Source organism: Alteriqipengyuania sp. (assembly GCF_964222115.1).
Lineage (GTDB): Bacteria > Pseudomonadota > Alphaproteobacteria > Sphingomonadales > Sphingomonadaceae > Alteriqipengyuania.
The window spans coordinates 1-24,858 of the sequence record NZ_CAXQBM010000077.1 but is presented as its reverse complement, the minus strand read 5'-3'; the positions used below and the strand labels follow the sequence as shown (position 1 = coordinate 24,858).

Genomic DNA, 24,858 nt, shown 5'->3' with positions numbered 1-24,858 from the left:
TTCGGGGTGAAGGGCCGCAACCGGCTTTCCGGGTTCCCGGGCGCATCGCAAGCACCCGCTTGAGAAGAAGCGATCAGTCCTCCGCGTCAGGGCCGACCATCATCTCCTCGGCGACATCGTCGGTCTTGCCGCGGATCGCAGCCTCCAACTGGTCGCAAAGCTCGGGATTCTCTTTCAGGAAGGTCTTCGCGTTCTCGCGGCCCTGCCCGATCCGGGTGCTGTCGTAGGAGAACCACGAACCGGACTTCTCCACCAGGCCGGCCTTCACACCCAGGTCCAGGATCTCGCCGATCTTGGAGATACCCTGTCCGTACATGATATCGAATTCGACCTGCTTGAACGGCGGTGCGACCTTGTTCTTGACCACCTTCACCCGGGTCGAATTGCCGATAATCTCGTCGCGATCCTTGATCTGGCCGGTGCGGCGGATGTCGAGCCGGACCGAGGCGTAGAACTTGAGCGCATTGCCCCCGGTCGTCGTCTCCGGATTGCCGTACATCACGCCGATCTTCATCCGCAGCTGGTTGATGAAGATGACCATGCACTTCGAACGGTTGATCGACCCGGTCAGCTTGCGCAGGCTCTGGGACATCAGGCGTGCCTGCAGGCCGACATGGCTATCGCCCATCTCGCCTTCGATTTCGGCACGCGGGACCAGCGCGGCCACCGAGTCGACCACCAGCACGTCGATCGCATTCGAGCGGACCAGCGTGTCGGTAATTTCGAGCGCCTGCTCGCCCGTATCGGGCTGCGAGACGATCAGTTCGTCGATGTCCACACCCAGCTTGCGGGCATAGACCGGGTCGAGCGCATGCTCCGCATCGACAAAAGCGGCAGTGCCACCCGCCTTCTGGGCTTCTGCAATCACATGCAGGGCGAGCGTGGTCTTGCCCGAACTTTCCGGCCCGTAGACTTCGATCACGCGGCCCTTGGGCAGGCCGCCGATACCCAGCGCGATGTCGAGCCCGAGCGAGCCGGTCGAAATCGATTCGACATTCATTGCTTCCTTCGAGCCCAGCTTCATCGCCGAACCCTTGCCGAACGCGCGATCGATTTGTGCGAGCGCGGCGTCGAGCGCCTTTTGACGGTCCACGTTGCTTTCCTTGTCGTCTACCAGCTTCAGTTTCGCAGCCATCGCACGCTCTCCTTCCAGTGCCTAGGGGCGGACTCGCCTTTTCGACATGAGGAGTATGTACCGCTTCTGTTCTACTAGAACAAGGGGGGAACGATTATTTTTCCAGTCAGAGCGAAAAACACGAAAATTCAGGCCTTTGCTGTGCTCAACACCTCGCCCACCTTGCGCGATATTTGTTCCACGCTGAATGGCTTGGCGATGAAATGCATGTTGTCGATGTCGATTTCGCTGCGCAAGGTTTCCTCGGCATAGCCCGACATGAAGAGGATCGGGATGTCGGGCCGCAGCTTGCGGATGGCGCGCGCCATCGCGGGCCCATCCATGCCCGGCATCACCACGTCGGAAACGATCAGGTCGAACGCGCCGCCATTAGCGATTTCGGCCAGTCCGTCCTCGCCGTCGGGTTGCGCGGAGACGGTGAAGCCCGCTCTCACCAGTGCCCGCTCGGCCACTGCGCGAACCATGTCCTCGTCCTCGACCAGCAACACGCGCCCACCGCTCGACCATGAGCGCGCGGGTTCCTCTGCGTCGGGACGCTTTTCGTCGCCCGCCGGGGCGCCATGATGTACCGGCAGGTGGATCGCGAAGCACGCGCCCGCGCCCAGCCCCTCGCTCGGCCCCACGTTCTCTGCGCTGATATGACCGCCCGACTGGCGGATAATGCCGTAGACGGTCGACAGGCCCAGCCCGGTGCCCTTCCCCTGCTCCTTGGTGGTGAAGAAGGGATCGAAGATTTTGCCGAGCACCGCCTGCGGAATTCCGCCACCCGTATCGCGAACGATCAGCGCGGTATAATCGCCCGGCGGCATATCCGGCCCGTGTGCGCGGGTATCCTTTACGGTCACCTTGCGGGTCGACATCACCAAAGTGCCCGTGCCGTCGCCCTGCGCTGCGATTGCGTCGCGCGCATTGACCGCGAGGTTTACGATCACCTGTTCGAGCTGGCCCGGATCTGCACGAACGGGGCCAAGATCGCGATCGTGCCGCACGCGCAGTTCGATCTTCTCGCCCAACAGTCGCTTCAGCAACTGGCTGACCTCCGAGACGACATCGGGCAGCTGGACCACTTCGGGCCGCAAGGTCTGCTGGCGACTGAAGGCGAGCAATTGCCGGGTCAGGCTGGCCGCACGGTTCGAATTGGCGCGGATTTGCTGGATGTCGTCATAGTCGCTGTCGCCCGGCATGTGGCGCAGCAGCATGAGGTCACAATAGCCGATGATCGCGGTGAGCACGTTGTTGAAGTCGTGCGCGACACCGCCCGCCAGCTGGCCGATGGCCTGCATCTTGGTGGCCTGCGCCATCTGACGCTTGAGCTCGGTATCTTCCTTCTTGTCGGCCAGCGTCAGCAGGACTGCAGGTTCGCCCAGCCCCCGCATGCTTGCAAGGCCGAGCGAGACCGGCTCATCGGGCGAAGATGCCAGCCGCACCGCCACGTCTCCGCTGGCGATGCCTCCCTTGCCGAAACGTCGGACCGCGTCGGAGATCGCGCTCTTGTCTTCGCGCACGACCAGATCGGACGGGAATGTCGGTAAGCCCTGGTCGGGCCGCCCGATCGCGCGCAGAAAGGACGGGTTGGCAAAGAGGAAGCGCCCGTCGCGGTCGGTCATGGCGAGGCCCAGCGGCAAGGCTTCGATCAAGGCTTCCAGCTTGGGTGTCGCATCGCCGCCCGTATTGTCCGCCATCGGCGCATGCGCCTCGATCAGCAGCATCAGCGAGGGCGCGTCCTGCGGCTCGGCAGCCCAGTCGTCATCCAGATCGTTGAGCGAGACGTGGATGAGTTGGAACGAATCGCCCTCCCGCCCCGTGCGCGCGAAAAATATCCGCTCGCGCTCGTCCAGACGCAGGAAATCGGCAAACTCGCGGCCCGCCAGCGTGGCCGATGCATCGCCAGTGGCGCGCTCGGCGAAATCGGACGATGCTGCGCGCACCGTGCCGGTCGGTGAGACCAGCGCCGCGATCACGCCCACGCGGCCGAGCATGCGCCCCAGTGGCCCCGCAACGAGCTGACCGACCTCGGTCGCAAGGTCCTCGCTCGATTCGGGCCGGAAGCGCCAGACGAGATGATCGTCGCCGCGCCCGACACGCTGGGCCTCGACTTCCCAGCGCACGTCTTCCTTGCCGAGCGACAGGTGCGAGGCATGGGAACGGCCTTCCCGCCACGCCTCGCGCGCGGTCTTGAGCAACATCTCGGCGGCGTTCTCTTCCGACAGCGTGAGATTGGGCGGCGCCCTTTCGACCCCGAACCGCGCAGAAAATGCCGCGCTGGCGCAGACCAGGCGATTGGCGCGGTCGGTTATCGCGACCAGCATGCCCGGCTGGTCGATTGCGGCCAGCGTCACACTCCAGTCGGGCGGCGCAAGCGCATCAGCCTGCTTCGCACCGGCCTTGCCGCGCAGGACGATTAGCAGGGCCATCAGGGTTGCAAGACCACCTGCATAGGCGGCGGTGAGAATTGGCAATTCGCTGAGCAGCCAGACAGCACTGATGCTGACCAGCAGCGCGAGTGCCAGGACCAGCCAGCCCATCGGAGTGCCCTTGTCGGCCGGCTCGTCAAGGGGCGTCACGAAGCCGATTCCCGACTGCTCTCGTCCTGGCTGCCCTCGTCCTGGCTGACCTCGTCCTCAATGCGGTAGTCGAGCGCAACCTGCTGGCGAGCAAGGTTACCACGCGAAAGGCGCTTCTTGCGGCGGCGGCCCATGGCGAACCGCCATACCCACTTGGTAATGAAATAGCCTATCGGGGGGAACAGCGTCGCGAACAGGAAGAAGCCCAGCACTGTCGCCCCGGCCGCCTGGAACAGGCCGCCCAGCGACATTACGCTATCATTCTGCAGGATCGCCTCGCCCGTGTCGGGCGCGAAGCTGAGGACCTTGTGGCCCACGCGATTGGCCGCCCAGATCCAGAACGGGAAGGTCAGCGGGTTGGTCACCAGCGTCACTCCGCTGGCAATCGGCACATTGGCGCGTACCGTGAAGGCGAGCACTAGCGCGAGGAAGATCTGCCCGACCGGGATGACGAAGCCCGCAAACAGGCCGAGCGCCACTCCGCGCGGCACGTTCCGACGGGTAAAGCGCCATAATTCCGGGCTCAGAAAACGGTGCGCAATGGGCTTGAGAACGCGGTTTTGCGCCAGCCATTCGCGATCGGTATATTTGCGAATGTAGCCCCATACCGCCGATCGCGCGGTCGGCTTGTGGAGGCTGTCTGATCGCTGGTTCATAAGGCTCGTTAGATGATGGTGTCGCGCGACCCGAAGGGCAAGCCGCGGCACGTGTTTTTCACCCTCCCGAAGGGCCCCGTCGGGGATAGCTGCAAGGCGGTGGCTGCTTCCTTAATCACCACCACCCGTTCACCGCAAAAAACGCCCTGCCCGTCAGCCGCGATCCCGCATGATGCGCGCCTTGTCGCGCTGCCAGTCGCGATCCTTGATGTAATCGCGCTTGTCCTTCGTCTGGCGTCCCTTGGCCAGAGCCAGTTCGACCTTCGCCCGACCCTGTCCGTTGAAATACACAGAAAGGGGGACAAGCGTCATTCCCTTGCGCTCAACCGCACCTAGCAGCTTTTGGATCTCGCGTGTGTGCAGCAACAGCTTGCGCGGCCGCTTGGGCTCGTGGTTCAGCCGGTTGCCGTGGGTATATTCGGGGATGTTGGCATTGATCAGCCATGCCTGCCCGTCGCGCACCTCAGCGTAGGATTCCGCTATCGTCGCCTCACCCGACCGCAGCGATTTCACTTCGGTACCCTGCAGCGCGATGCCTGCCTCGAACTTCTCCTCGACCTCATAGTCGAACCGCGCGCGCCGGTTTTCGGCGACGACCTTGCGCTTGTCGAAAGTGGCGGGTTTGGGGCGAGCCATAAGGGGGCGCGATGTAGGCGCAGGCGCGGCAAAGGGAAAGGGGCGTCGAGAATGCATTGTCTTTGCGAGCTTTTCTGGCAAAACCTACGCACTGGATCTGTTTCTTGGGGGGCACATGCCGCGTATCGCGCAACTCGGGCCGCTTCTTGCGGCGTTTCTCATCGTGTACAGCGCGGGATCGCTGCAAGCCCGTGAACCGGCACCACTCACCGCCTATGGTGCCCTTCCCGATGTGGAAGATGCCGCGATTTCTCCCAGCGGGACCATGATCGCGTTCCTGACCACCGTGGAGGGCGCACGTCAGCTCGTGGTTCTGGGACCGGACAGGAAACCCTTTCATCGGGTAGTGGTGGGCGATGCGAAGATCCGCTATTTCGACTGGATCGGCGACGATCGACTGCTGCTGACGTTCAGCGAGACGCAGGACGTGCACGGCTTCACGGTCGACAAACTCGAAATTGCGAGCGCGCGAATCCTGACGATCGGTCCTGACGGCGGGATGGAGACCGTGTTCTCGGACGACCAGCAGCTGCTCGACGCTATCTTCGGCAGCCACGGAATGCGGCAGGTGGAGGGGAAATGGGTCGCCTATTTCGGCGCGCTGAAACTGAAGCGCGACACGTACCAGCCAGGATATGTTTTCGACCACGGCCGACCCTTCCTCTATGCATTCGACATCGAGGCGAACAAATCGAGCGAAGTCGCCAAAGCGCCGAGCGAAGGCACGTGGCGCGACTGGCTGGTCGATCGCGACGGCAACGTGGCGGCAACCTTCGATATCGATAACGACAATGGCCGCTGGGAAATTCGCAACGCAGACAACAAACGTATTGTCGAAGGTCGGGACGAAGCAGGTCGTGTGGGACTGATCGGCCTCGGGTATGGGGGCACCTCGGCGATCTATTACCAGCGCGACGAGGAAGGCCTTACGGAACAGTTCGAGGTGCCCCTGGCGGGCGGGACCGCCCGGCCCTTCCTTGTGGAGGCCGATGTCGACCGCCTCTATTTCGACGAACTGAGCGGCCATTTGATCGGTTATCTCGATGCGGAAAATGGCCCGGTATTCGCCGATGAAAAGCAGCAGGACGCAGCCCGCAAAATTCGCGACACCTTCGCCGAGTTGGACATGCGGATGGTGGACTGGACGCCGGGACTGGGCAATGTGCTCGTCCGTACGAGCGGCAACGGCGATAGTGGATCTTACTACATAGTCGATCTTAGCACGATGCGGGGCGAAGTCTTCGCACGCGAACGCTTGGCCATCGAACCCGACATGGTCGGCCCGGTTTCGACCTTTCAATATACCGCCGCGGACGGGCTGGAGATGGATGGCATCCTGACCTTGCCGCCGGGACGCGAGCCGAAGGGTCTGCCGCTGATCATGCTCCCCCACGGCGGGCCCCATTCGGCGGACCGCGAACAGTTCGACTGGTGGGCGCAGGCCTTTGCCTCGCGCGGCTATGCGGTGTTCCAACCGAATTTTCGCGGTTCGACCAACCGGAGTGACGCCTTCAGGCTGGCCGGATACGGCGAGTGGGGGCGCAAGATGCAAACCGATATTTCCGACGGGCTGGAGGCGCTGGCCAGCGCAGGAATCGTCGATCCCGAGCGCGCCTGCATCGTCGGCGCCAGCTATGGCGGCTATGCCGCGCTTGCCGGGGTGACGCTGCAGCAGGGAATCTATCGTTGCGCGGTGGCGGTCGCTCCGGTCAGCGACATCAGGGCGATGTATAATGAGGATTTCCGCGCGTCGGGTAGGCAGCGGGTCACCAGGGAGGCACTGCTGCAACAACTGGGACCGCGCGACCGCTGGAACGATGTCTCCCCACGTCGCCATGCAGAGCAGGCCGACGCGCCGATCATGTTGATCCATGGGCGAGAAGATACGGTGGTGCCTTTTTCGCACTCGACCAAGATGGCGGACAAGCTGAAGGACGCTGGCAAGCCGTACGAACTGGTCGCGCTGGAGGGTGAAGACCACTGGCTGTCGCTTTCGACCACGCGGCGGCAGATGCTCGAAGCAGCAATGGGCTTCGTGCAGAAGCACAATCCTGCGGAATAGTCAGTGCGCCCTGTGGTTGCGCGCTTGTCGCATCGCCGGTGCTGGCCGATAGGTGGCGGGTGACAGATCCCGAGCCTTTCGTCATCCATGATCGGAGCATTGCGCCCGGCACATCGGCGATCCTGAAAATCCCGGTGAGCCAGCAGGTGACCGGGCTGGAGGCTTCGCTCGCGCTCAAGGTGCTACATGGCGCGAAGCCGGGGCCGTGCGTGTTTGTGAGCGCTGCGATCCACGGTGACGAGATTGTCGGCACCGCCATCGTCCAGCGGCTGCTCGACCACCTGATGCCGGGCGACCTTGCGGGCACGCTGATCTTCGCGCCCGCAGTTAATATTTACGGGTTTGCTGCACACAGTCGCTACCTGCCCGACCGGCGCGATCTCAACCGCAGCTTCCCCGGCTACGAGCACGGCAGCCTCGCCGCGCAGCTGGCACACACGTTCCTGACCAATGTGATCGACCGGTGTTCGCTTGGCATCGACATGCACAGCGCCGCCGTACACCGTTACAACCTGCCGCAGATCAGGATCGCGTCGGACAGCCCATACCTCACCGAGCTGGCGATGGCCTTCGCCCCGCCCATTATCATCGAGAGCCCGCTGCGCCCCGGATCGATGCGCGCGCTCGCTGCCGAGCGAGAGACCCCGATGCTGCTGCTGGAAGCGGGCGAGGCGCTGCGCTTCGATCGCTATGCGATCAAAGTCGGCGTGTCGGGCGTGCTGCGCGTGCTGGCGCATATCGGGATGGTCGAGCGTGCGGACGAGCTCGACGATGTAGACGTGCCGATGCGCGCCAACCGCTCAAGCTGGGTGCGTGCACCGCGCGGCGGCGTTTCTCGCCGGGTGCGCAAATCGGGCGACATCGTGCGCAAGGGCAACCTCCTCGCGGTGGTCGGCGGGCTGTTCGGGGAAGACGGGATGGAACTGGTCAGCCCGGTCGACGGAGTGATCATCGGCCACGCGACGTTGCCGGTGGTCAACCAGGGCGATGCGCTGTTCCATATTGCCGAGGTCGAGACGCTGGCCGACGTCGGCAAGGATGCGCGCAGCATCGTGGAGGCGATGGCGGTCAGTGAACCTCCGCACCCGCCGACCACGCTGCTTGACGAGGACGAGGTGCTTTAGCGCATTCCCGTTCGATTGCAGGCGGGTCCAAATCGGCGCTATTCGGCGGTCAACTCCTCGATCTCGGCGGCCTTCCGATCCAGATCGTCGGCCATGATTTCGGCGAGTTCAGCCTTGTCGGCGACCGGTGGCGGGACGGCCCCTCGTCCCAAAGCAATCGTATCGCCTGCTGTGACCAGTTTCTCTTCCAGCAATGTGTCGCCGTCAAACAGCTGCCCAAGTAATCGCAATGGCGTGTTGCCGAAACTCTGGGCGTAGAATGTGAAGGGCGCGGTAAGGGCAAAGGTTTCAGAGGATCGGTTCAGATCCCTAAGCAACTGCATATCGTCGTAACTGAAGGCGTCATTTGCATCGACATAACCCACCCTTCCCGGATTTCTGTTTCCAGCGAAGCATCCCGTCAACGCCATCGGGCGGCCATGGATATCTACGCAGCTCAGCTTGACCGTATAGACCCCATAGAGCTCTGCGTCGGTATACTCCTTGTCGCCTTTCGCGAGCGCCCTCTCGGGTGACTGTGCCGTATCCTCGGTCGCGACATTGGCGGGGCGTGCAGGACATCGGACGAGTACGTGCTGCTCTCCGTCCATCTGGGTCACCAGCATCCTGTCCGCATCCAGCGGCTCCACCACTTCATGCCCCATCGCATCGTCGAAGGGATTGTAAAAGTGCACTTCGTTGCCCTGGATTTCGTAAGGCTCTTCCCCGTCCTCGAACACTATCGTTCCGTCGGATGAATACGTTGCGGCCAGGCCATACTCGGCAAAACAGTCGTCCGCACTCGCGGCCCACTCGCCTGCCAGATAGGCGATTGTCACGTCCGGCGCATCTGGCTCACTGGAGCAGGCAATCGCGAGCAAAGGGAGCAGAAGCAGCCAACACGAAATCTTCGACAAATTCTTCTCCAGTCACGCGAGTCTATTAGCCGTTACCTATGATCGCCGCCGCACACGATTTCAGCATGAGTCCCGAAAACGACCTAGCCACGAAATACAGTAATCACACCAATCCCGCATGCTCCAGCGCTTGGTCGACCGCATAGCGCGCGGCTTCCGAGCAGGCGGTCAAAGGCAGGCGAACTTCGTCGGTCATCCAGCTCTGCGTGCGCGACAGCGCAAACTTCACCGGCGCGGGGCTCGAATCCTCGAACATCGCGTAGTGCAGCGGATAGAGCCGATCGTTCAGCTCGCGCGCCTTCACAAGGTCGTTCTCCGCGCACGCCTGCTGGAACTGCGCGCACAGGGCAGGCGCGACGTTCGCGGTGACCGAGATGCAGCCCTTCCCACCCGCCGCGTTGAACGGCAGCGCCAGCTCGTCATTGCCCGAAAGCTGGCAGAAATCGCGAGAGATACCCATGCGGTGGTCGGCCACGCGTGACAGATCCTCGCTCGCGTCCTTGATCGCCACGATCACCTCGGGGAATTTCTCGGCCAGTTCGCACACCGTTTCGGGCAGGATATCGGTCACGGTGCGCCCCGGCACATTGTAGAGCACGATGGGCAGCTCGCCATGCTCGGCCAAGTGGCTGAAATGCGCGATAAGCCCTGCCTGGCTCGGCTTGTTGTAATAGGGCGCGACGCACAGGCCGGCAGTCACGCCCGCCTTCTTGGCGAACTTCAGGTGCAGCAGAGCGTTGTTCGTGTCATTGCTGCCGCACCCGGCGATAATCGGCACGCGGCCCGCCGCCTGCTCCACGCAAAGCTCGATCACCCGGTGGTGCTCGGCATTGGAAAGCGTCGACGCCTCTCCGGTCGTCCCGCACGGCACTAGCGCCGCACTGCCCTGCTCAATCTGCCAGTCGACGAGCGTGCGGAACGCCGCCTCGTCCAGCTTGCCGTCCCGGAATGGGGTTACCAACGCGGGAATCGAGCCTGAGAACATTTGAAGAGCTCCTGCAAAGGGACTATGTAGATGCGGCAATCCGGGGTGTTTTCGCCCCATTACCACCCTTTTTCGTTCAGTGCCTGATAAGGAGCCAGCGGCCATAATGTCCAGCATGACCCGACTTCCATTTCTGGCCCTCGCGCTTGTTTCCACCACCTCGATCACCCCGCCCGCATTCGCACAGGATGCAGCGAGCTGGGACCGTGCCCGGGCTGAGCTGATCGCCTCTGCCCCCACGCAGATGGCGCAGGTCGTCAGCCGGTGGGAATACCTGATCGGGCAGACCGATCTGCCGTTTACGGAATATGCCGCTTTCCTGCTCGCCTACCCTGACTTTCCGCAGGGCGACCGGCTGCGCACGCGCGCCGAGAACGCACTCGACCAGAGCGTCGCGACGCCCGAAAGCCTGGTTGCCTATTTCGACGCCCTCCCCCCCGTGACAAACGCGGGCAAGGCGCGTTACGCACTGGCGCTCTCCTCCGTCTCGCGGCCCGAGGCTGCGGCGATCGCACGCGAGGCGTGGCGTGGCGGACAGATGAGCGCGACGAGCGAGCCGTACCTGCTCTCGCTGTTCGGCAACCAGTTCACGCCGGAAGATGAAGATGCGCGGATGAACGCGCTGCTCTGGCAGAGCGCGACTGAGGCTGCGCAGCGGCAGATCACCCGCGTGTCGCCCGCCAGGCGCGACCTGTTCACCGTGCGGCTTGCGCTGGTGCAGGGTTATGGTGCGCAAAGCGCGGGTGTAGCCACGCCACCCGATGCCAACCAGGACGCGGGCTACGTCTACAACCTCGCGAAATATTATCGCGAGAACCGCCAGCTGCCGCAAGCGATTGCACTGCTTGCGAACCGCCCGTCGTTCGACCGGCCCGCCTTCGATCCGGAGGATTTCGTGGGCGAGGCGCTGCGCATCGCGCGTAGTGCAGGCTCCGATCCCTCGGTCGCCATTGCAGCGAAGGTGGACGACCTGTTCGCGCCGGGCACCGATATTTCCAAGGAAGCCTATCGCCTGCGCGACGATTACACGTCGCTGATGTGGCTGGGCGGCACGAATGCCTACTGGAACCTCGGCCAGCCGGGGCGGGCCGCGCCGCTGTTCTACCGCTATGGTGCAGCCGCGCAGACCCCGCAGACCCGCTCCAAGGGCTTCTACTGGGCGGGCCTGGCGTCGGAACGCGCAGGAGATCGCGACGAAGCCAATCGTTATTACGAGATGGCAGCGGCCTACCCCGATCGCTTCTATGGCCAGCTGTCGCTCGCCAAACTGGGCCGCGACGTACCCTCGCTTGCTGGCAATAGCGTTGCCCTGCCCAGCGCGCAGCAGCGTGCAAAATTCGAGAACGCTACGCTGACCCGCGCTGTGCGTGAAGTCGCGCGCGAGGCGCCGTGGCGCACGGGCATCCAGTTCTACCAGGAAATCTCCGACCGGGCAGACACGCCCGAAGAGCACGCATTGGTGGCGGAACTCGCGCGCGAGACCGGGCGCCGCGATCTGGCGGTAAACGTCGCCGAAGCGGCCGCAGCCGATGGACATCGCGGCTTCGTGCAGCAGGGCTTCCCCACGGTCAGTGCGCCGGGCGGCTCCAATTGGACAATGGTGCACGCGATCTCGCGCCAGGAAAGCCAGTTCGCCGCCAATGCCATCAGTCATGCGGGCGCTCGCGGTCTCATGCAGCTGATGCCGGGCACTGCGCGCGAGCAGGCGGGCAAGCTGGGCCTCGGCTACAGCCGGAGCGACCTAATCAACAACCCGACCTACAACATGCAGCTGGGTGACGGTTATTTCGCGCGAATGATGAGCTACTACAACGGCTCATACCCGCTCGCGATTGCGGCCTACAATGCGGGGCCCGGCAACGTGAACAAGTGGCTGCGCGCCAATGGCGATCCGCGCGATGGCGGTATCGACTGGGTCACCTGGATCGAGCGTATTCCGATCTACGAGACCAAGAATTACGTGCAGCGCGTGATCGAAAATGCCGCAGTATACGAGCAGCTCAACCCCAACCGCGCCGAATATGGCAGGCCGCGGATGGCGGGTGACTTCCTGCGCTGATCTGAGCTAGCCTGCCACGAATGAAGGGCGACAATCCGATCACTCCCGCTGGCTATGCCGCGATGAAGGCGCGCTACGACCACCTGCTGGGCACGGCGCGGCCAGAGATTGTGGAGATCGTAAGCTGGGCGGCGGGCAATGGCGACCGCAGCGAGAACGGCGATTATCTCTACGGGCGCAAGAAGATGCGCGAGATCGACCGCGAACTGGCACACTTGGCACGCCGGATGAAGGCCGCGCGCGTGATCGACCCGGCGGACCAACCCAACCGGGCGAGAGTGTTCTTCGGCGCGACCGTCACTCTGGTCGATGAGGACGAGCGCGAGAAGGTGCTCACTCTGGTGGGCGATGACGAGGCCGAGGCAAGCGAAGGCCGGATCGGCTGGGGATCGCCGATGGCACGTGCGCTGCGCGGGGGCGAAGTGGGCGACGCGCGTATGGTGAAAGGTCCAACCGGCCTGCGCGAATGGGAGATACTCTCGATCAGCTACCCTGCGAAAAAGAGCGAGGCGGCATGAAGCGCGCAGCCCTGGCCCTGGCCGCTCTGGCCACCTTGGCGAGCCCCGCCCTGGCGCGCTCGTCGCTCGGCATCTTCGACGACTGGGGCGCGTTCCGCGATCCGCGCCAGCCGCGATGCTATGCCATTTCCAAGGGCGAGCGCAGCAAGGGTGCACGCGACTTCGATCCCTATGCCACCATCGCGACCTGGCCCAAGCGCAGGGTGCGCAACCAGGTGCATGTGCGCCTTTCGCGCAGGCTCGCGTCGGACGGCAAGGTCGTGCTGCGTGTTGGCGGAGAAAGCTATCGCCTGACCGCCGGCGAGGCCGATGCTTGGGCCGTAGACAAGCGGATGGATGCAGCCATCGTCGCCGCCATGCGATCGGAATCCCGGATGAGCGTTTCGGCCACCGACCGGGGCGGCAACCGTTTCACCGATCAGTACAGCCTGTCTGGCGTAGCCACCGCAATCGATGCGGCCGTCATCGCCTGCGCGAGGGACTAGATTTTAGTCATACCTCCCACCCCACCTCCCCACCCGGCCACCAATGATCCCATCAGCCTATGGTGGCCGGGTGGGGAGGTGGGGTGGGAGGTCCGCAACAAAAAGGGCGCGGCCCGCCAAGGCCACGCCCTCCCTTAGTACGTCTGGCTATCCGGTAGCGCCTAGAAGCGCATGCCGAGGCCCACTGTCACCTGATGGCGATCCGTATCCACGTTGAAGCGGTCGCTATCGGGCAGCGTGCCTTCGAAATCGACTTCCGCATCCGAGTAGTTCGAATAACGGTACTCGATATTGGTGAAGAGGTTGCGGCCAAAGGCATATTCCAGGCCGCCGCCGACGCGATAACCATCGAGATCGTAATCAGTGTCGAACTCGGTCGTGCCATCGTCGCTACGGATGTTGAGCTTGGCGTTGGTATAGCCGCCCTTGGCATAGAACATCATGTTCTCGTTGGCCTTCACACCCACTCGTGCGCCCAGATACAGGTCGCGCTCGGGCGAGACATTGCCGAAGCCGAAGCCTTCGAAATCGCCATTATTGAAATCGGTATCGGCGCTCGAGCCGCTAAATTCGGCTTCCGGGCCGATCACGACGCTGCCAAGGTCGACATCATAGCCAACGGCCGCGCCGTAGATCACGCCCTCGGTTGTCTGGTCGTTATTGTCATTGCCATCATCGTCCACGCTGCTGCCAGCAGTCAGGCTGTCATAGCCGGTGACGCCCTGCACGCGGAAACCGGTGAACGGCGAGTCCGCATCCTGAGCCGCTGCGGGGGCAGCGAGCGCAGCGAGCGAACCGGTGGCGAGCAATACAATCATCTTATTCATCGGGGGTACTTCCTTCTTCATCTGTGCCGTCTGCGATGCGGCACGCAGGGAAGGAATGACGCCGGGGCCCGCGAAGTTTCATTAACGTCACACAACAAGAAACTGTTGCAAAGACGTAACAATGTTGCGTCGAAGCGAGGATTTCGCGCGGCGAAAATCCGGAACCTTGGGGGCGGTCGCACGTGCGATGCTGGCATTCGGCTGCCGAAGCGATTATGTGCGCCCTTCCCATGGCCAATACCGACCTCATGAGCATTCCCGGGCAGATCGACCCGGTGCCGACCCCGCGCGATATTACGCCGCGGGCCGACGGGCGCGTCGATCTAATGGGCCTGCCCAAAGCGCGTATCCGCGAGCTGTTCGAAACAGCCGGGCTCGATGCAAAGGCGGCCAAGCTGCGGTCGAAGCAGGTGTACCACTGGCTATACCACCGCGGCGTCACCGACTTCGAGGCGATGACCGATATCGCCAAGACGATGCGCCCGTGGCTCACCGAACGCTTCGTGATCGGGCGTCCCGAAGTGGTCGAGGCACACCACTCGACCGACGGAACCCGCAAGTGGGTTCTCCGCACTTCCGACGGCAATGATTTCGAGATGGTGTTCATCCCCGATGCGGATCGCGGGACTTTGTGCATCTCCAGCCAGGTCGGCTGCACGCTGAATTGCCGTTTCTGCCACACGGGGACCATGCGGCTGGTGCGCAACCTGACGCCGGGCGAGATCGTCGGGCAGGTCATGCTCGCGCGCGATGCGCTGGGCGAATGGCCCAAGGGCCGGATGGACCACCTCGAAGAGGAGTCCGAAGCGGCCTACACCGCCGACGGGCGCCTGCTGACCAATATTGTGCTGATGGGCATGGGCGAGCCGCTGTACAATTTCGACAATGTCCGCGACGCCATGAAACTTGTCATGGACGGCGACGGGCTGGCCCTGTCGAAACGCCGTATCACGCTGTCGACAAGCGGGGTCGTGCCGATGATGGAGCGTTGCGGCGAAGAGATTGGCGTCAACCTCGCGGTCTCACTCCACGCGGTGAGCAAGGATGTGCGTGACGAGATCGTGCCGCTCAACCGCAAGTATGGGATCGAGCAGCTGCTGCAGGCCTGCGCCGACTATCCCGGCGCCAGCAACGCGCGGCGGATCACCTTCGAATACATCATGCTCAAGGACAAGAACGACAGCGACGAGGACGCGCGCGAACTTGTCCGGCTGCTGCGGCAATACGATCTTCCAGCGAAGGTCAACCTGATCCCTTTCAACCCGTGGCCGGGCAGCGACTACGAGACATCCACGCCCGAACGCATCCGTGCCTTTTCGGATATTGTGTTCGAAGGCGGCATCAGCGCACCCGTGCGCACGCCGCGTGGACGCGATATCGGCGCGGCCTGCGGCCAGCTGAAGACAGCGGCGGAGAAGAAGAGCCGCGCGCAACGGGATCGCGAAGCTGCGGCAGAGGCTGACGCGGCGTGAGTAGCGACCCGGTAGGTGAGACCATCGCTTACTACGAGAAGGCCGCGCCGCACTATACCGCCAGCACTGCGCAGGATCGTCACCGCCACCTCGATCCCTTCCTTGACCGGCTGGAACCTGGCGCCTTTATCCTCGAACTCGGCTGTGGCTGCGGTGCCGACGCCGCGCATATGGTCAAGCGCGGGTTTCGGATCGATGCGACCGACGGCACACGCGCCATGACACGCAAGGCGGAGGAGCGGTTCGGCATTACCGCGCGCATCATGCGCTTCGATGAACTTGAGGCGGTGCGCGAATATGATGCCGTGTGGGCGCATGCCTCGCTGCTCCATGCCCCGCGTGCCGCCCTGCCTCAAATCTTCCAACATATTCACACGGCACTCAAACCGGGCGGTCTCCACTTCGCCAATTACAAACTAGGCGACGATGCCCACCCTGACGAGGGGCGCGATCCGCTGGGCCGCTGGACCAACTTGCCCGATACCGACTGGCTTATGGAAGCCTATCGCACTGCCGGGTTTACGCTCGTGGACGGGGAAACCTATCGCGGCAATGGCTCCGACGGTGTGCGGCGGGACTGGCTTGCACTGACCGTCCGGCGCGGCTGAAGCTTTGGGCCAAGACTTGGCGCGGATGATGGGCTAGGCTCTGCAAATGCCGGAGCCCTGCCCATGACAGCCAAGCCCGCCGTTCTCGTCACCGGAGGGGCACGACGCCTGGGTGCGGCCTTTGCACGGGCATTCGCCGATGCGGGCTGGCACGTGGTCATCCACTATCGCTCCTCGAAAGACGAAGCGGCGGCGTTGGCGGGAGCGTTGCCTTCAGCCGAAACCGTGCAGGCCGATCTGGCCGAGGCTCGCGCGTGCGATGCGCTGGCGCGCGACCTGTCTGAACGGCTCACCGACTGGCGCTGCCTGCTCAACTCGGCTGCGATTTTCGAGGCTGATTCTGTCACCGCGCTCTCCCCCGAGAGGTTCGCGCGTGCAATGGAGATTAATGCGCGCGCGCCGGCCACGCTTGCACAAAGCTATCTCAAGCACGCCCGTGCTCGCGATGGTCGGCGTGTGATTCAGGTGACCGACCAGAAGCTCGCCAATCCGAACCCCGACTTCTTCAGCTATACGATGAGCAAGCATGCGGCGGACGCGAGCATAGCGATGCTGGCGATGGGCGCTGCTGCTCCGGCAGACCGAATCTACGGCCTCGCCCCGGGCGCGATCCTCGCCAGCCATGACCAAAGCGAAGAAGAAGCAGCCCGATCCCACCTGCTCAACCTGCGGCGACGCAGGACCACACCCGAAGATGTCGCGGAAGCGGCGGTGTTCCTCGCGAGTGGCGACCTCGCAAGCGGGGAAACCCTGTTCGTCGACAGCGGCCAGCACCTGCTCAGCCTGTCGCGTGACGTGATCTATCTCGAACGGGAGAGCGCATGATGGCGGGTGGCAGACGCACGGACAGGCATTTCGTTTCGACGCGCATCTGGCACTGGGTCAACCTGATCGCGATCATCGTGCTGTTCATGAGCGGGCTGAACATCTCCAATGCGCATCCGTACCTGTACTGGGGCGATTGGGGGTTTGCCCCCGAGCAAGCGTGGCTGGAGGTGCCGCGCTTCCCCGGCTGGATGACGCTGCCGGGTTATTACAGCCTCGCCAAAGCGCGCGACTGGCACCTGCTGATGGCCTTCCCTTTCGCCTTCGGGCTTCTCTTCATGTGGGGCGCAATGCTGTGGAACCGCCACTTCAGGCGCGACCTCGCCACCAGCAAACGCGAGTGGAGATGGTCGGCGATCAGGCGAGACATTCTCCAGCACCTGCGCTTCGATTTCACGCATGCAGGCGACGGCAAGTATAATTTCCTCCAGAAGCTCGCCTATGGGGGCGTGCTGGGAATCCTGCTTCCGGGCATGGTGCTGACCGGGCTCGCGATCAGCCCGGGGATGGAGCCGACCTTGTGGTGGCTGGTCGATATCCTCGGCGGACGCCAGAGCGCGCGCTCGATCCATTTCCTCTTCGCTTGGGCCCTGGTCGGGTTCTTCATCGTCCACGTCGCGCTGGTGCTGCTGACGGGGCCGATCGGCCACCTGCGATCGATGATCGTGGGCGGCGATCACCAGCCTACCAACCCGCCTTTCGCGAAGACCGACACGGGAGAATCGGCATGAGCATCCTGATGAAGCGCCGCAATGTCCTGCTCGGTTCCGGCGCGCTCATGCTCGGCGCGTGTTCCAAGGTGCATGAGTCCGAGAGCGGCAAGACGTTCTTCGAAGGGGTCGACGACTGGCACCAGGGTCTTCAGCGCGCGCTCACCTCGCGCAATGCGCTCGCCCGCGAATATGCGCCGGAGGACATCTCGCCCTTCTTCCGAGGCAACGGATCGACCGACCCGCAGAACGATGGCTACCCGGATCATGTGGCGAGCAACTTTGCCAATTGGCGCTTCACCGTCGGCGGGCTGGTTGAGCGCAATCTCTCCTTCACGCTCGACCAGATCATGCAGCTGCCGCAGCGCACCCAGATCACGCGCCACGACTGTGTCGAGGGGTGGAGCGCCATCGGCCAGTGGACCGGCCCGCAACTCTCAACCTTCCTCCAGCTCGCACGCGTGCGCGACAATGCCCGCTATGTCGTGTTTCGCTGCGCCGACGATTATACGCAGGGCCGCTATTACGAGAGCATCGACATGATCGACGCCATGCACCCGCAAACGATCATTGCGCACCGCCTGAATGGAGAGCCCCTGCCCGTCCGCAATGGTGCACCGCTACGTGCGCGAGTGGAGCGGCAGCTGGGCTACAAGCACGCCAAGTACCTGACCGGGATAGAGGTGGTCGCAAGCTTCGCCGATATCGGCCTTGGCAAGGGCGGGTATTGGGAAGATCATGGTGGCTACCAATGGTACGCCGGCATGTGAGCCGCTTGTCCCGGCGCTGACCCGAAGTTAGGCCGACGCAAAGCGATCGAATAAGGAATGACAGGCGATGGCCAACGCTTGGGACGATGATGAAGTCCGTGTTCTGGTAGGATGGACCGCGCAGGATTACGGCGCGAGCATGATCCTGCGCCTCGAAACCGTGACCAACCTGCCCGAGAGCGAGGACGATGTGCTCGTCTCGCGCATGGTCATGAACAAGGACCAGGCCGTGCAGCTGGGCAACATGCTGTTCGAAATGTCGGGCAGGCTCCCTCCCAAAAAGGGCAAGGCGCCGCTGCTCGATCGCGTGATGGGCCGCAAGTCGGACTGACCGGGCTCAGGCCGGATATTTCTCGTCCATCGACGCCTTGTCGAAGACGATCAGCTCTTCCAGCACATCGAGATCGATCTTGTTGAGCCGCGTCACGTAGAGACACGAGACCCCGCGCTTGTGCGGGCCGAGCCTGTCGAGCAATTCCTGCTGCTTCGCCTGCTTGTCGGGCGCGCTGGTGCAGCCAAGCACATAGAGACTCATGTTGGCCTTGCGCGGGCTGAACCCGCTGCGCGGCGCATCGCCCGAACGACCGCTGTCGTACTGGTAGTGATAGCTGCCGAAACCGATGATGCTGCTGCCCCACAGCACAGGCTCCTCCCCGGTGATGCGGGCGAATATCTCCAGCAGGACCCGCGCGTCCTCGCGCCGTCCGGCATGCTCGACGTTATCTATGAACTGCTCGACACTCGCGTCGGTCGGCTTGGTCGTGTTCTCGGCCATGCATGATCGAGTAGCACGGATTTGCCCGGTGACGTGAATTTGAAATGCGCCGCCATTGCCCCCATTTTGGACCCCGGGTAGATGAAGGAATGATCGCCATGGCTGGTGGATGGGCGCGCGATGGCGCCGTACAGGACCAGATCGACGATACGGTGTCCGATGCCGTGAGTGCCGCACGCTCGCGGATGCCGAGCGGCGAGAGCGAGCAGTGGTGCATCGAATGCGGCGAGGAAATCCCCGAGAAGCGTCGGGTTGCACTGCCCGGCGTGAAGCGCTGCGTCGAATGCCAGTCCGGGCAGGACGCCGCCGTGCGCAGCAACGGGATCAACCGGCGCGGCAGCAAGGACAGCCAGCTGCGATAGGCCCGCTTTAGCGCGTTGCGCGGTTCCGCAGTCGCTGCTAGCCGCGCGCGATGAGCAGCAAACCTGAGAACAAGCGCGTCGTCCTGGCCTATTCGGGCGGCCTCGATACCTCGGTCATCGCCAAGTGGCTGGAGGTCGAACGCGGGCTGGAGGTTGTCACCTTCACCGCCGATCTCGGCCAGGGCGAGGAAATCGAACCGGCCCGCACGAAGGCGCGCGCAATGGGCATCCCGGACAAGCACATCTTTATCGAGGATCTGCGGGAGGAATTCGTCCGCGATTTCGTTTTCCCGATGATGCGCGCCAATGCGCGCTACGAAGGCGATTACCTGCTCGGCACCTCGATTGCCCGCCCGCTGATCTCCAAGCGGCTGGTCGAGATCGCGCACGAGACCGGCGCGGGCGCCATCGCCCACGGCGCCACCGGCAAGGGCAATGATCAGGTGCGTTTCGAACTGTCGGCCTACGCGCTCGACCCGGACATTACCGTGATCGCTCCTTGGCGCGAGTGGGATCTGACCAGTCGCACCGCGCTGATCGCGTGGGCCGAGGCGCACCAGATCGACGTGCCGAAGGACAAGCGCGGCGACAGCCCGTTTTCGACCGATGCGAACCTCCTCCACACCTCGTCGGAGGGCAAGGTGCTGGAAGACCCGTGGGAGGAGACACCCGACTACGTCTATTCGCGCACGGACAACCCGGAGGATGCTCCGGATGCGCCGGAATACATCACGCTTGCCTTCGAGCGCGGCGATGGCGTGGCGCTCAATGGTGAAGCGATGAGTCCGGCCACTCTGCTGGCTGCACTGAACGATCTGGGACGCAAGCACGGCATCGGGCGACTCGACCTCGTCGAAAACCGCTTTGTCGGGATGAAGTCGCGCGGGATGTACGAGACGCCGGGCGGCGAGATCTACGCCCGTGCGCATCGCGGGATCGAGCAGATCACGCTTGATCGCGGCGCGGCGCATCTCAAGGACGAGCTGATGCCCAAGTACGCAGAGCTGATCTACAACGGCTTCTGGTTCAGCCCCGAGCGCGAGATGCTGCAGGCGGCGATCGACCACAGCCAGGCCCGCGTTTCGGGCGAGGTGCGGCTCAAGCTCTACAAGGGCAATGCCACCGTGGTCGGCCGGCGCAGCCCCCACAGCCTCTATTCCGAAGCCCACGTTACCTTCGAGGACGATGCCGGCGCTTACGACCAGGCAGACGCCGCGGGCTTCATCAAACTCAATGCCCTGCGGCTCAAGCTGCTCGCCAAACGCGATATGAAGCGGGATTGATGACCGCATCCGTGTGCGTTGCGACGAAGCGTTGAGTTACCCACTCCTGTCCACGGCTGAATCGTGGAAAAGTGGATAAGTCAGCCTTGCAAAGCTTGCGCGACTCACTTCGGCAGCGCAGTCTCAAGACATCGGAAGGGAACGAAAAACTCTTCGATTGATGGTCGAAAGACTTGAAAACGAAGGATTTTTTAGAACCGGATGAGGTAGCGGAGATGATCCGCGCGGAGTTCGAGGAACGCATGGCAAAGGCTTCGGCCGGAGGCAAGCGGGCCGTTTGAGAAAGCCGCGAAAGGCGCTCCACTACCAGCCGGGCGATCCGGCCTGACATCGATGGGATACGCGAAAGCTTCGGTGGACGCGAATACTGCTCGAGATGATAGGTCACCAAGGAACGCCAGGCTCTCGGTCTCGCCAGACGAGGGCACGGTCTTCGGACCAGCCAAACCGCGGGTGAAACCGGATGCCGGCGCGAGCGCCGGTGACAGAACCGACTATTCCTCCGGGAAAAGACGGGGAAACATCGGGCGCCAAGCGCTTGTCGGCAGGTTCGCCTGAAGACGAGACCACGCGCCGGTGAGAGTGGGGTCGGCAGCAATGCCGGCCCCATTTGCTTTGGGCCAAGGGCCGGATTGGCGCGTGGTGTTCATTTCGCTCAGCGATTTGAGGCTGAAATTCCTCGGGAAAGCCGATCGGCAACCGCAAATCATCCGATTTCGCGCAATAACCGGCAAGTTATACGAAAGTTCCGTAGCTTTCCGGTCAAATGTGGCGGAAGCGCGGCGAACCGACGTCAGCTATATTCCACCTTAGGAAATTCGGCCTAATTCTTCGCCGCATGGACGGTACTACTTTCCGATTTCGCAGAACGGCACTTTCTGTGCTTGTGCTGGGCGTCGTCGCACTCCCCCTGGCCGGTGCCGGGGCGCAGGACGCGACCGCACAGCGCGTGCCGGTTGCAGAGATTGCCGTAGAGGTCGATCCGATGATCGCCCCCCTCACCGACGAGATTGTCCCTCAAGCGGATGTGGATGCCGATTTCGCCGCGAGCTTCGCGCAATTCGATGTCGATCCCGAAGCGCCAGCAGTGGCCCCACGGTCTGTCGATCTCGACAGTTTCGATCCGCCGGTCGAAGCAGAACCCGCGGTCTGGCGCAGTGGCGTCGCCTCCTACTATGGTCGGCGCTTTCACGGTCGCCGCACCGCCAATGGCGAGCGGTTCGATATGAATGCCCTCACCGCCGCTCACAAGACCTTGCGTTTCGGTACCAAGGTGCGCGTCACCAATCCACGCAATGGCAAGAGTGTGGTGGTGCGGATCAATGATCGCGGGCCTTATGCCCATGGGCGCGAGATCGATGTATCGCGCGCCGCCGCGGTCGAACTCGGCCTGATCCAGCGCGGTCACGGCACCGTCGAGCTCGCGCTGCTGGACTGACGCCGTCGCACGCAGCAGGCGTGCGGGCTTTTCCGACATAATTTCAACGCGAATTGCGTTAAGGTCTGCGCCCGAACCACGTCTTCCAGAGGAACTTCGATGCGCCAGACCGGCCTTGTGCTCGCCGCTAGCCTGCTTGCCCTGACCGCTTGCGGAGGTGACACTTCCACCGGCGGTTCGAACACGCCGACGCCAACCGCATCTCCTGCGCCATCCCCCTCCCCCGCACCCACGCCGACCCCGACTCCCGCACCTGGCACCGCACCGCAAACCGCCGCCGACCTTTACGATGTCATGCCCGACGTCGGGTCCTGCAGCGCAGGCACCCTGAAGCCGTCGGTGATCCAGGGCGCGCTCGATACGTTCAACGAGATTCGCGCGCTTCACGGGTTGGGCGCGGTGGCCCTGTCGCCTGCAGATAGGCAGGGCGCGCAGGAAGCAGCGCTGATGATGGTCGCGAACAATGCGCTCAGCCACTCCCCGCCCACCAGCTGGCAGTGCTATACCCAGGCCGGGCACGACGCCGCTGCTGCGGGCAATCTTGCCGCATCGAGCGGGGGCTTCTTCACCAACGAACAGGTGCTCGCCGGGTGGATCGACGATGTGAACAACGTCGTCGCCAATAATGTCGGCCACCGGCGCTGGATGCTCGACCCGTTCCTGACCACCACCGCCTTCGGGCGCGTGACGACGGGTAGCGGCGCGACATTCCGCAGCGCATCGGCGCTCAAGGTGTTCAACCTTGCGCAGAACGGGCCGACGCCCACCGGCCTGCCCGATTTCGTCGCCTACCCCTTCGGCAATTACCCTGAACGCTATTTCGACAGCCAGGCGCTGTTCTCTTTCAGCGTGATCGCGAACAAGCAGAGCAAGTTCGGCGCCAATGCGCAGGTCGATTTCAGCAATGCGCAGATCACGATGACCGATGTCGCCGCCAGCAGCACCGTCGCGATCTCCAACATCGGTTTCGACAATCAGGGCTTCGGCCTGCCGAACAACCTGCAGTTCAAGCCTGCGAGCGTGCAGGACGGCCGCCAGTACCGCATCGACATCACCAACGTGATCGCGAACGGCGCATCGCAGAGCTACACCTACACCTTCACCATCGTGCCCTAGGCGTCTCCTGATAACAGAGCCTTGCTCTTGGTCGGCCCGGTGGCATAGTCGCGGGCGGGGGGACACGGGGCATGCATCCGCAATTCGACTACATCTTCGAACTCTTCACGCTGCTGATCAGCCTTGCGGTGGCGGAGATGCTGATGGGCTTCTCCCGCATCCTGAAGCTGCGCGCGCGGCGCAAGGCGGGCGTCGACCCCACCGCGATCGAGGTGAAGGTCGGCTGGCTGGTCCCGCTGCTGGGCCTGCTGGTGCTGGTCGACCTCGGCACGTTCTGGAGCATCATCTGGTCCATGCGCGGCGTGCTCGACATGCAGATGGCAACCATCTTCGGCGTCCTGGTGCTGATCGGCGGCTACTACCTGATCGCGACGCTGGTGTTCCCCGACGAGCCCGAGCTATGGCCCGATTTCGACGCGTATTTCTGGCAGCAGAAGCGGCTGGTGGTGATCGGCATGCTGCTGATCAACCTCGCCACCGCCATCGCATCCTTCGCGCTGGGCGCACAGACGCAGGAGCAGGGCGAGCTGATGGCGCAGGCGGCGCAGAGCAATCACATGTTCGCGCTGGCGATGCTGATGCTGACGGTCAACTACCCCGCCTTCCTCTGGCTGGCCTTCACCAAGGGTAAGCGGCGCAGCCTGCTGCTGATGGGGTTCATCATCTCCACCCAGCTGCTTTTCGCTGTCACCTCCTGGGGGATCGAGGGCATCCTGTGAGAACATGCCGCGCGCCCCACAACCGCGGCCTCGCCCTTCCCTGACACACCTGACACAGTGTCTTAAGGCGAAAAACCGCCGCCCGCCTACTCGCCCCCCTGCCCCGCATCGGAGGCGCTGCGATCCGCGGGCGTGCAGGCGACGAAGGTAATCTCCTCCTCCTCCGCCAGCTCGTTGAGCGCGATCTCGAACTCGGCCGCGGCATCGCTGGCGGCGTAATCGCGCGTGAGCCGGTCGAGCCGCCCGAGATGCGCGAGCAGCAGGCGCGCGTCGTATCGCGTGCGCGTCGCCACCGCCTCCCCGTGGTAATAGATCGTCTCCTCCACCCCGTTCATCGCCCGATCGGCCAGCACCGCCTCCACCTGCGGGCGGGCGAGCACAAGCGCCCCGTCCCACAGCGCGGCAAAGCGCGGACACGCGCGCCGCATCCGGTATGCGGTCGAGCGCGAGATCCCGGTCGCCCGCGCCGAGGCGAGCACGTTACCGCACTGCGCGAGACTATCGAGGAAGAACGCCTGATCCTCCCGGCTGAATTGCGGGGGTGCAGGCGGGAGCGGTTCGGGCGTGCCCGATGCGAGGGGCGCAGGGAGGTTGGCGGTGTCGTGGTGTTCTGGGGAGTAAGTCATGCGCGGTCCGTGAGGCTGTGCTTCAAAGGACCGATTCATTTATACGGGAAGTGCGGTGTAGGACAGCGCCTTACCACCAGCGTCGCCCCGGACTTGATCCGGGGCAAAGCTAACTTCTTGCAAGGCGCCGATACCCGGACCGGCGAGCAAAGCCGGAAGTGCGCCAAAGCCAACAATCGCCAAGAAAGAGATCGGAAGAGCGTCGTG

25 protein-coding genes are annotated in these 24,858 nt (G+C 63.5%); 16 read left to right on the top strand and 9 right to left on the bottom strand.

Features of this window, described 5'->3' with window-relative positions; genetic code table 11:
- Positions 1-73 precede the first annotated feature (73 nt).
- The 4 genes from recA to smpB all read right to left on the bottom strand — a co-directional run bounded on the left by recA (position 74) and on the right by smpB (position 4,991).
- Positions 74-1,135 (bottom strand): recombinase RecA, encoded by a 1,062-nt coding sequence (gene recA / locus ACEQXE_RS12120; protein ID WP_370030086.1) that lies wholly within the window; start codon positions 1,133-1,135, stop codon positions 74-76.
- A gap of 128 nt (positions 1,136-1,263) precedes the next feature.
- Complete coding sequence (locus tag ACEQXE_RS12115; protein ID WP_370030131.1) at positions 1,264-3,660, bottom strand: response regulator; 2,397 nt, start codon at positions 3,658-3,660, stop codon at positions 1,264-1,266.
- Positions 3,661-3,695: 35 nt separating this feature from the next.
- On the bottom strand, positions 3,696-4,355 hold the full coding sequence (locus tag ACEQXE_RS12110) for a DUF2062 domain-containing protein (protein WP_370030084.1): 660 nt from the start codon (positions 4,353-4,355) through the stop codon (positions 3,696-3,698).
- Between the two features lie 153 nt (positions 4,356-4,508).
- Positions 4,509-4,991, bottom strand: a complete 483-nt coding sequence (gene smpB, locus ACEQXE_RS12105; RefSeq protein ID WP_370030082.1) for an SsrA-binding protein SmpB — start codon at positions 4,989-4,991, stop codon at positions 4,509-4,511.
- Positions 4,992-5,106: 115 nt separating this feature from the next.
- On the opposite strand from smpB, the gene ACEQXE_RS12100 reads away from it, so the two are divergent.
- Both ACEQXE_RS12100 and ACEQXE_RS12095 read left to right on the top strand, forming a co-directional pair.
- Positions 5,107-7,053, top strand: coding sequence for an alpha/beta hydrolase family protein (locus tag ACEQXE_RS12100; RefSeq protein WP_370030080.1), 1,947 nt, complete (start codon positions 5,107-5,109; stop codon positions 7,051-7,053).
- 59 nt (positions 7,054-7,112) lie between these two features.
- Complete coding sequence (locus ACEQXE_RS12095; RefSeq protein ID WP_370030078.1) at positions 7,113-8,177, top strand: succinylglutamate desuccinylase/aspartoacylase family protein; 1,065 nt, start codon at positions 7,113-7,115, stop codon at positions 8,175-8,177.
- A gap of 38 nt (positions 8,178-8,215) precedes the next feature.
- On the opposite strand, the gene ACEQXE_RS12090 is transcribed toward ACEQXE_RS12095, so the two are convergent.
- Both ACEQXE_RS12090 and dapA read right to left on the bottom strand, forming a co-directional pair.
- Complete coding sequence (locus tag ACEQXE_RS12090; protein ID WP_370179646.1) at positions 8,216-8,995, bottom strand: hypothetical protein; 780 nt, start codon at positions 8,993-8,995, stop codon at positions 8,216-8,218.
- Between the two features lie 181 nt (positions 8,996-9,176).
- The gene (gene dapA, locus ACEQXE_RS12085) at positions 9,177-10,058 is read right to left on the bottom strand and encodes a 4-hydroxy-tetrahydrodipicolinate synthase (RefSeq protein ID WP_370030129.1); all 882 of its coding nucleotides are present in this window, start codon (positions 10,056-10,058) and stop codon (positions 9,177-9,179) included.
- A gap of 106 nt (positions 10,059-10,164) precedes the next feature.
- On the opposite strand from dapA, the gene ACEQXE_RS12080 reads away from it, so the two are divergent.
- Genes ACEQXE_RS12080 through ACEQXE_RS12070 form a run of 3 tightly spaced genes read left to right on the top strand, consistent with a single transcriptional unit; the run spans position 10,165 to position 13,120 of the window.
- Entirely contained in the window at positions 10,165-12,117 is a 1,953-nt protein-coding gene (locus tag ACEQXE_RS12080) for a transglycosylase SLT domain-containing protein (RefSeq protein ID WP_370030074.1), read from the top strand.
- Between the two features lie 20 nt (positions 12,118-12,137).
- Positions 12,138-12,635 (top strand): GreA/GreB family elongation factor, encoded by a 498-nt coding sequence (locus ACEQXE_RS12075; RefSeq protein ID WP_370030072.1) that lies wholly within the window; start codon positions 12,138-12,140, stop codon positions 12,633-12,635.
- Entirely contained in the window at positions 12,632-13,120 is a 489-nt protein-coding gene (locus ACEQXE_RS12070; RefSeq protein WP_370030070.1) for an invasion associated locus B family protein, read from the top strand. Before ACEQXE_RS12075 ends, ACEQXE_RS12070 begins: the two co-directional genes overlap by 4 nt.
- A 161-nt stretch (positions 13,121-13,281) precedes the next feature.
- On the opposite strand, the gene ACEQXE_RS12065 is transcribed toward ACEQXE_RS12070, so the two are convergent.
- Positions 13,282-13,947 carry an outer membrane protein gene (locus ACEQXE_RS12065; RefSeq protein ID WP_370030068.1) on the bottom strand — a complete coding sequence of 222 codons (666 nt, stop codon included), beginning with the start codon at positions 13,945-13,947 and terminating at the stop codon, positions 13,282-13,284.
- A gap of 230 nt (positions 13,948-14,177) precedes the next feature.
- Between ACEQXE_RS12065 and rlmN the strand changes: the two genes are divergently transcribed.
- The 6 genes from rlmN (at position 14,178) to ACEQXE_RS12035 (ending at position 18,663) form a co-directional block, all read left to right on the top strand.
- A complete protein-coding gene (rlmN, locus tag ACEQXE_RS12060) occupies positions 14,178-15,419 on the top strand; it encodes a 23S rRNA (adenine(2503)-C(2))-methyltransferase RlmN (RefSeq protein WP_370030066.1) in 1,242 nt (413 codons plus the stop codon).
- Positions 15,416-16,027 carry a cyclopropane-fatty-acyl-phospholipid synthase family protein gene (locus ACEQXE_RS12055; protein ID WP_370030064.1) on the top strand — a complete coding sequence of 204 codons (612 nt, stop codon included), beginning with the start codon at positions 15,416-15,418 and terminating at the stop codon, positions 16,025-16,027. The genes rlmN and ACEQXE_RS12055 overlap by 4 nt, the downstream gene beginning before the upstream one ends.
- Positions 16,028-16,090: 63 nt before the next feature.
- Complete coding sequence (locus tag ACEQXE_RS12050) at positions 16,091-16,852, top strand: SDR family oxidoreductase (RefSeq protein ID WP_370030062.1); 762 nt, start codon at positions 16,091-16,093, stop codon at positions 16,850-16,852.
- Positions 16,849-17,583, top strand: a complete 735-nt coding sequence (locus ACEQXE_RS12045) for a cytochrome b/b6 domain-containing protein (RefSeq protein WP_370179645.1) — start codon at positions 16,849-16,851, stop codon at positions 17,581-17,583. The genes ACEQXE_RS12050 and ACEQXE_RS12045 overlap by 4 nt, the downstream gene beginning before the upstream one ends.
- Positions 17,580-18,332, top strand: coding sequence for a molybdopterin-binding protein (locus ACEQXE_RS12040; protein ID WP_370030058.1), 753 nt, complete (start codon positions 17,580-17,582; stop codon positions 18,330-18,332). Before ACEQXE_RS12045 ends, ACEQXE_RS12040 begins: the two co-directional genes overlap by 4 nt.
- 67 nt (positions 18,333-18,399) lie before the next feature.
- Positions 18,400-18,663 (top strand): hypothetical protein, encoded by a 264-nt coding sequence (locus ACEQXE_RS12035; protein WP_370030056.1) that lies wholly within the window; start codon positions 18,400-18,402, stop codon positions 18,661-18,663.
- A gap of 6 nt (positions 18,664-18,669) precedes the next feature.
- Here the strand turns inward: ACEQXE_RS12035 and ACEQXE_RS12030 are convergent, their stop codons facing one another.
- Positions 18,670-19,107, bottom strand: a complete 438-nt coding sequence (locus ACEQXE_RS12030) for a DUF1801 domain-containing protein (RefSeq protein WP_370030054.1) — start codon at positions 19,105-19,107, stop codon at positions 18,670-18,672.
- A gap of 98 nt (positions 19,108-19,205) precedes the next feature.
- Here ACEQXE_RS12030 and ACEQXE_RS12025 point away from each other — a divergent pair, with 98 nt between their 5' ends.
- The 5 genes from ACEQXE_RS12025 to ACEQXE_RS12005 all read left to right on the top strand — a co-directional run bounded on the left by ACEQXE_RS12025 (position 19,206) and on the right by ACEQXE_RS12005 (position 24,025).
- Positions 19,206-19,469: a DksA/TraR family C4-type zinc finger protein gene (locus ACEQXE_RS12025; RefSeq protein ID WP_370030052.1), complete on the top strand. Its 264-nt coding sequence runs from the start codon at positions 19,206-19,208 to the stop codon at positions 19,467-19,469.
- A 50-nt stretch (positions 19,470-19,519) separates the two neighbouring features.
- Positions 19,520-20,752 carry an argininosuccinate synthase gene (locus ACEQXE_RS12020; RefSeq protein WP_370030050.1) on the top strand — a complete coding sequence of 411 codons (1,233 nt, stop codon included), beginning with the start codon at positions 19,520-19,522 and terminating at the stop codon, positions 20,750-20,752.
- Between the two features lie 838 nt (positions 20,753-21,590).
- On the top strand, positions 21,591-22,190 hold the full coding sequence (locus ACEQXE_RS12015; RefSeq protein WP_370030046.1) for a septal ring lytic transglycosylase RlpA family protein: 600 nt from the start codon (positions 21,591-21,593) through the stop codon (positions 22,188-22,190).
- Positions 22,191-22,289: 99 nt separating this feature from the next.
- Positions 22,290-23,306: a CAP domain-containing protein gene (locus tag ACEQXE_RS12010; RefSeq protein ID WP_370030044.1), complete on the top strand. Its 1,017-nt coding sequence runs from the start codon at positions 22,290-22,292 to the stop codon at positions 23,304-23,306.
- A gap of 71 nt (positions 23,307-23,377) precedes the next feature.
- Positions 23,378-24,025 carry a hypothetical protein gene (locus ACEQXE_RS12005; RefSeq protein ID WP_370030042.1) on the top strand — a complete coding sequence of 216 codons (648 nt, stop codon included), beginning with the start codon at positions 23,378-23,380 and terminating at the stop codon, positions 24,023-24,025.
- A gap of 86 nt (positions 24,026-24,111) precedes the next feature.
- Here the strand turns inward: ACEQXE_RS12005 and ACEQXE_RS12000 are convergent, their stop codons facing one another.
- A complete protein-coding gene (locus tag ACEQXE_RS12000) occupies positions 24,112-24,651 on the bottom strand; it encodes a hypothetical protein (RefSeq protein ID WP_370030040.1) in 540 nt (179 codons plus the stop codon).
- Between the last annotated feature and the right edge of the window lie 207 nt (positions 24,652-24,858).

Excerpts from the sequence above, each read along its gene's own strand:
- recA (WP_370030086.1), bottom strand. The coding sequence starts at position 1,135 with ATGGCTGCGAAACTGAAGCTGGTAGACGACAAGGAAAGCAACGTGGAC.
- ACEQXE_RS12115 (WP_370030131.1), bottom strand. The coding sequence starts at position 3,660 with ATGGGCTGGCTGGTCCTGGCACTCGCGCTGCTGGTCAGCATCAGTGCT.
- ACEQXE_RS12110 (WP_370030084.1), bottom strand. The coding sequence starts at position 4,355 with ATGAACCAGCGATCAGACAGCCTCCACAAGCCGACCGCGCGATCGGCG.
- smpB (WP_370030082.1), bottom strand. The coding sequence starts at position 4,991 with ATGGCTCGCCCCAAACCCGCCACTTTCGACAAGCGCAAGGTCGTCGCC.
- ACEQXE_RS12100 (WP_370030080.1), top strand. The coding sequence starts at position 5,107 with ATGCCGCGTATCGCGCAACTCGGGCCGCTTCTTGCGGCGTTTCTCATC.
- dapA (WP_370030129.1), bottom strand. The coding sequence starts at position 10,058 with ATGTTCTCAGGCTCGATTCCCGCGTTGGTAACCCCATTCCGGGACGGC.
- ACEQXE_RS12080 (WP_370030074.1), top strand. The coding sequence starts at position 10,165 with ATGTCCAGCATGACCCGACTTCCATTTCTGGCCCTCGCGCTTGTTTCC.
- ACEQXE_RS12075 (WP_370030072.1), top strand. The coding sequence starts at position 12,138 with ATGAAGGGCGACAATCCGATCACTCCCGCTGGCTATGCCGCGATGAAG.
- ACEQXE_RS12070 (WP_370030070.1), top strand. The coding sequence starts at position 12,632 with ATGAAGCGCGCAGCCCTGGCCCTGGCCGCTCTGGCCACCTTGGCGAGC.
- ACEQXE_RS12065 (WP_370030068.1), bottom strand. The coding sequence starts at position 13,947 with ATGAATAAGATGATTGTATTGCTCGCCACCGGTTCGCTCGCTGCGCTC.
- rlmN (WP_370030066.1), top strand. The coding sequence starts at position 14,178 with ATGGCCAATACCGACCTCATGAGCATTCCCGGGCAGATCGACCCGGTG.
- ACEQXE_RS12050 (WP_370030062.1), top strand. The coding sequence starts at position 16,091 with ATGACAGCCAAGCCCGCCGTTCTCGTCACCGGAGGGGCACGACGCCTG.
- ACEQXE_RS12045 (WP_370179645.1), top strand. The coding sequence starts at position 16,849 with ATGATGGCGGGTGGCAGACGCACGGACAGGCATTTCGTTTCGACGCGC.
- ACEQXE_RS12040 (WP_370030058.1), top strand. The coding sequence starts at position 17,580 with ATGAGCATCCTGATGAAGCGCCGCAATGTCCTGCTCGGTTCCGGCGCG.
- ACEQXE_RS12035 (WP_370030056.1), top strand. The coding sequence starts at position 18,400 with ATGGCCAACGCTTGGGACGATGATGAAGTCCGTGTTCTGGTAGGATGG.
- ACEQXE_RS12030 (WP_370030054.1), bottom strand. The coding sequence starts at position 19,107 with ATGGCCGAGAACACGACCAAGCCGACCGACGCGAGTGTCGAGCAGTTC.
- ACEQXE_RS12025 (WP_370030052.1), top strand. The coding sequence starts at position 19,206 with ATGGCTGGTGGATGGGCGCGCGATGGCGCCGTACAGGACCAGATCGAC.
- ACEQXE_RS12020 (WP_370030050.1), top strand. The coding sequence starts at position 19,520 with ATGAGCAGCAAACCTGAGAACAAGCGCGTCGTCCTGGCCTATTCGGGC.
- ACEQXE_RS12015 (WP_370030046.1), top strand. The coding sequence starts at position 21,591 with ATGGACGGTACTACTTTCCGATTTCGCAGAACGGCACTTTCTGTGCTT.
- ACEQXE_RS12010 (WP_370030044.1), top strand. The coding sequence starts at position 22,290 with ATGCGCCAGACCGGCCTTGTGCTCGCCGCTAGCCTGCTTGCCCTGACC.
- ACEQXE_RS12005 (WP_370030042.1), top strand. The coding sequence starts at position 23,378 with ATGCATCCGCAATTCGACTACATCTTCGAACTCTTCACGCTGCTGATC.
- ACEQXE_RS12000 (WP_370030040.1), bottom strand. The coding sequence starts at position 24,651 with ATGACTTACTCCCCAGAACACCACGACACCGCCAACCTCCCTGCGCCC.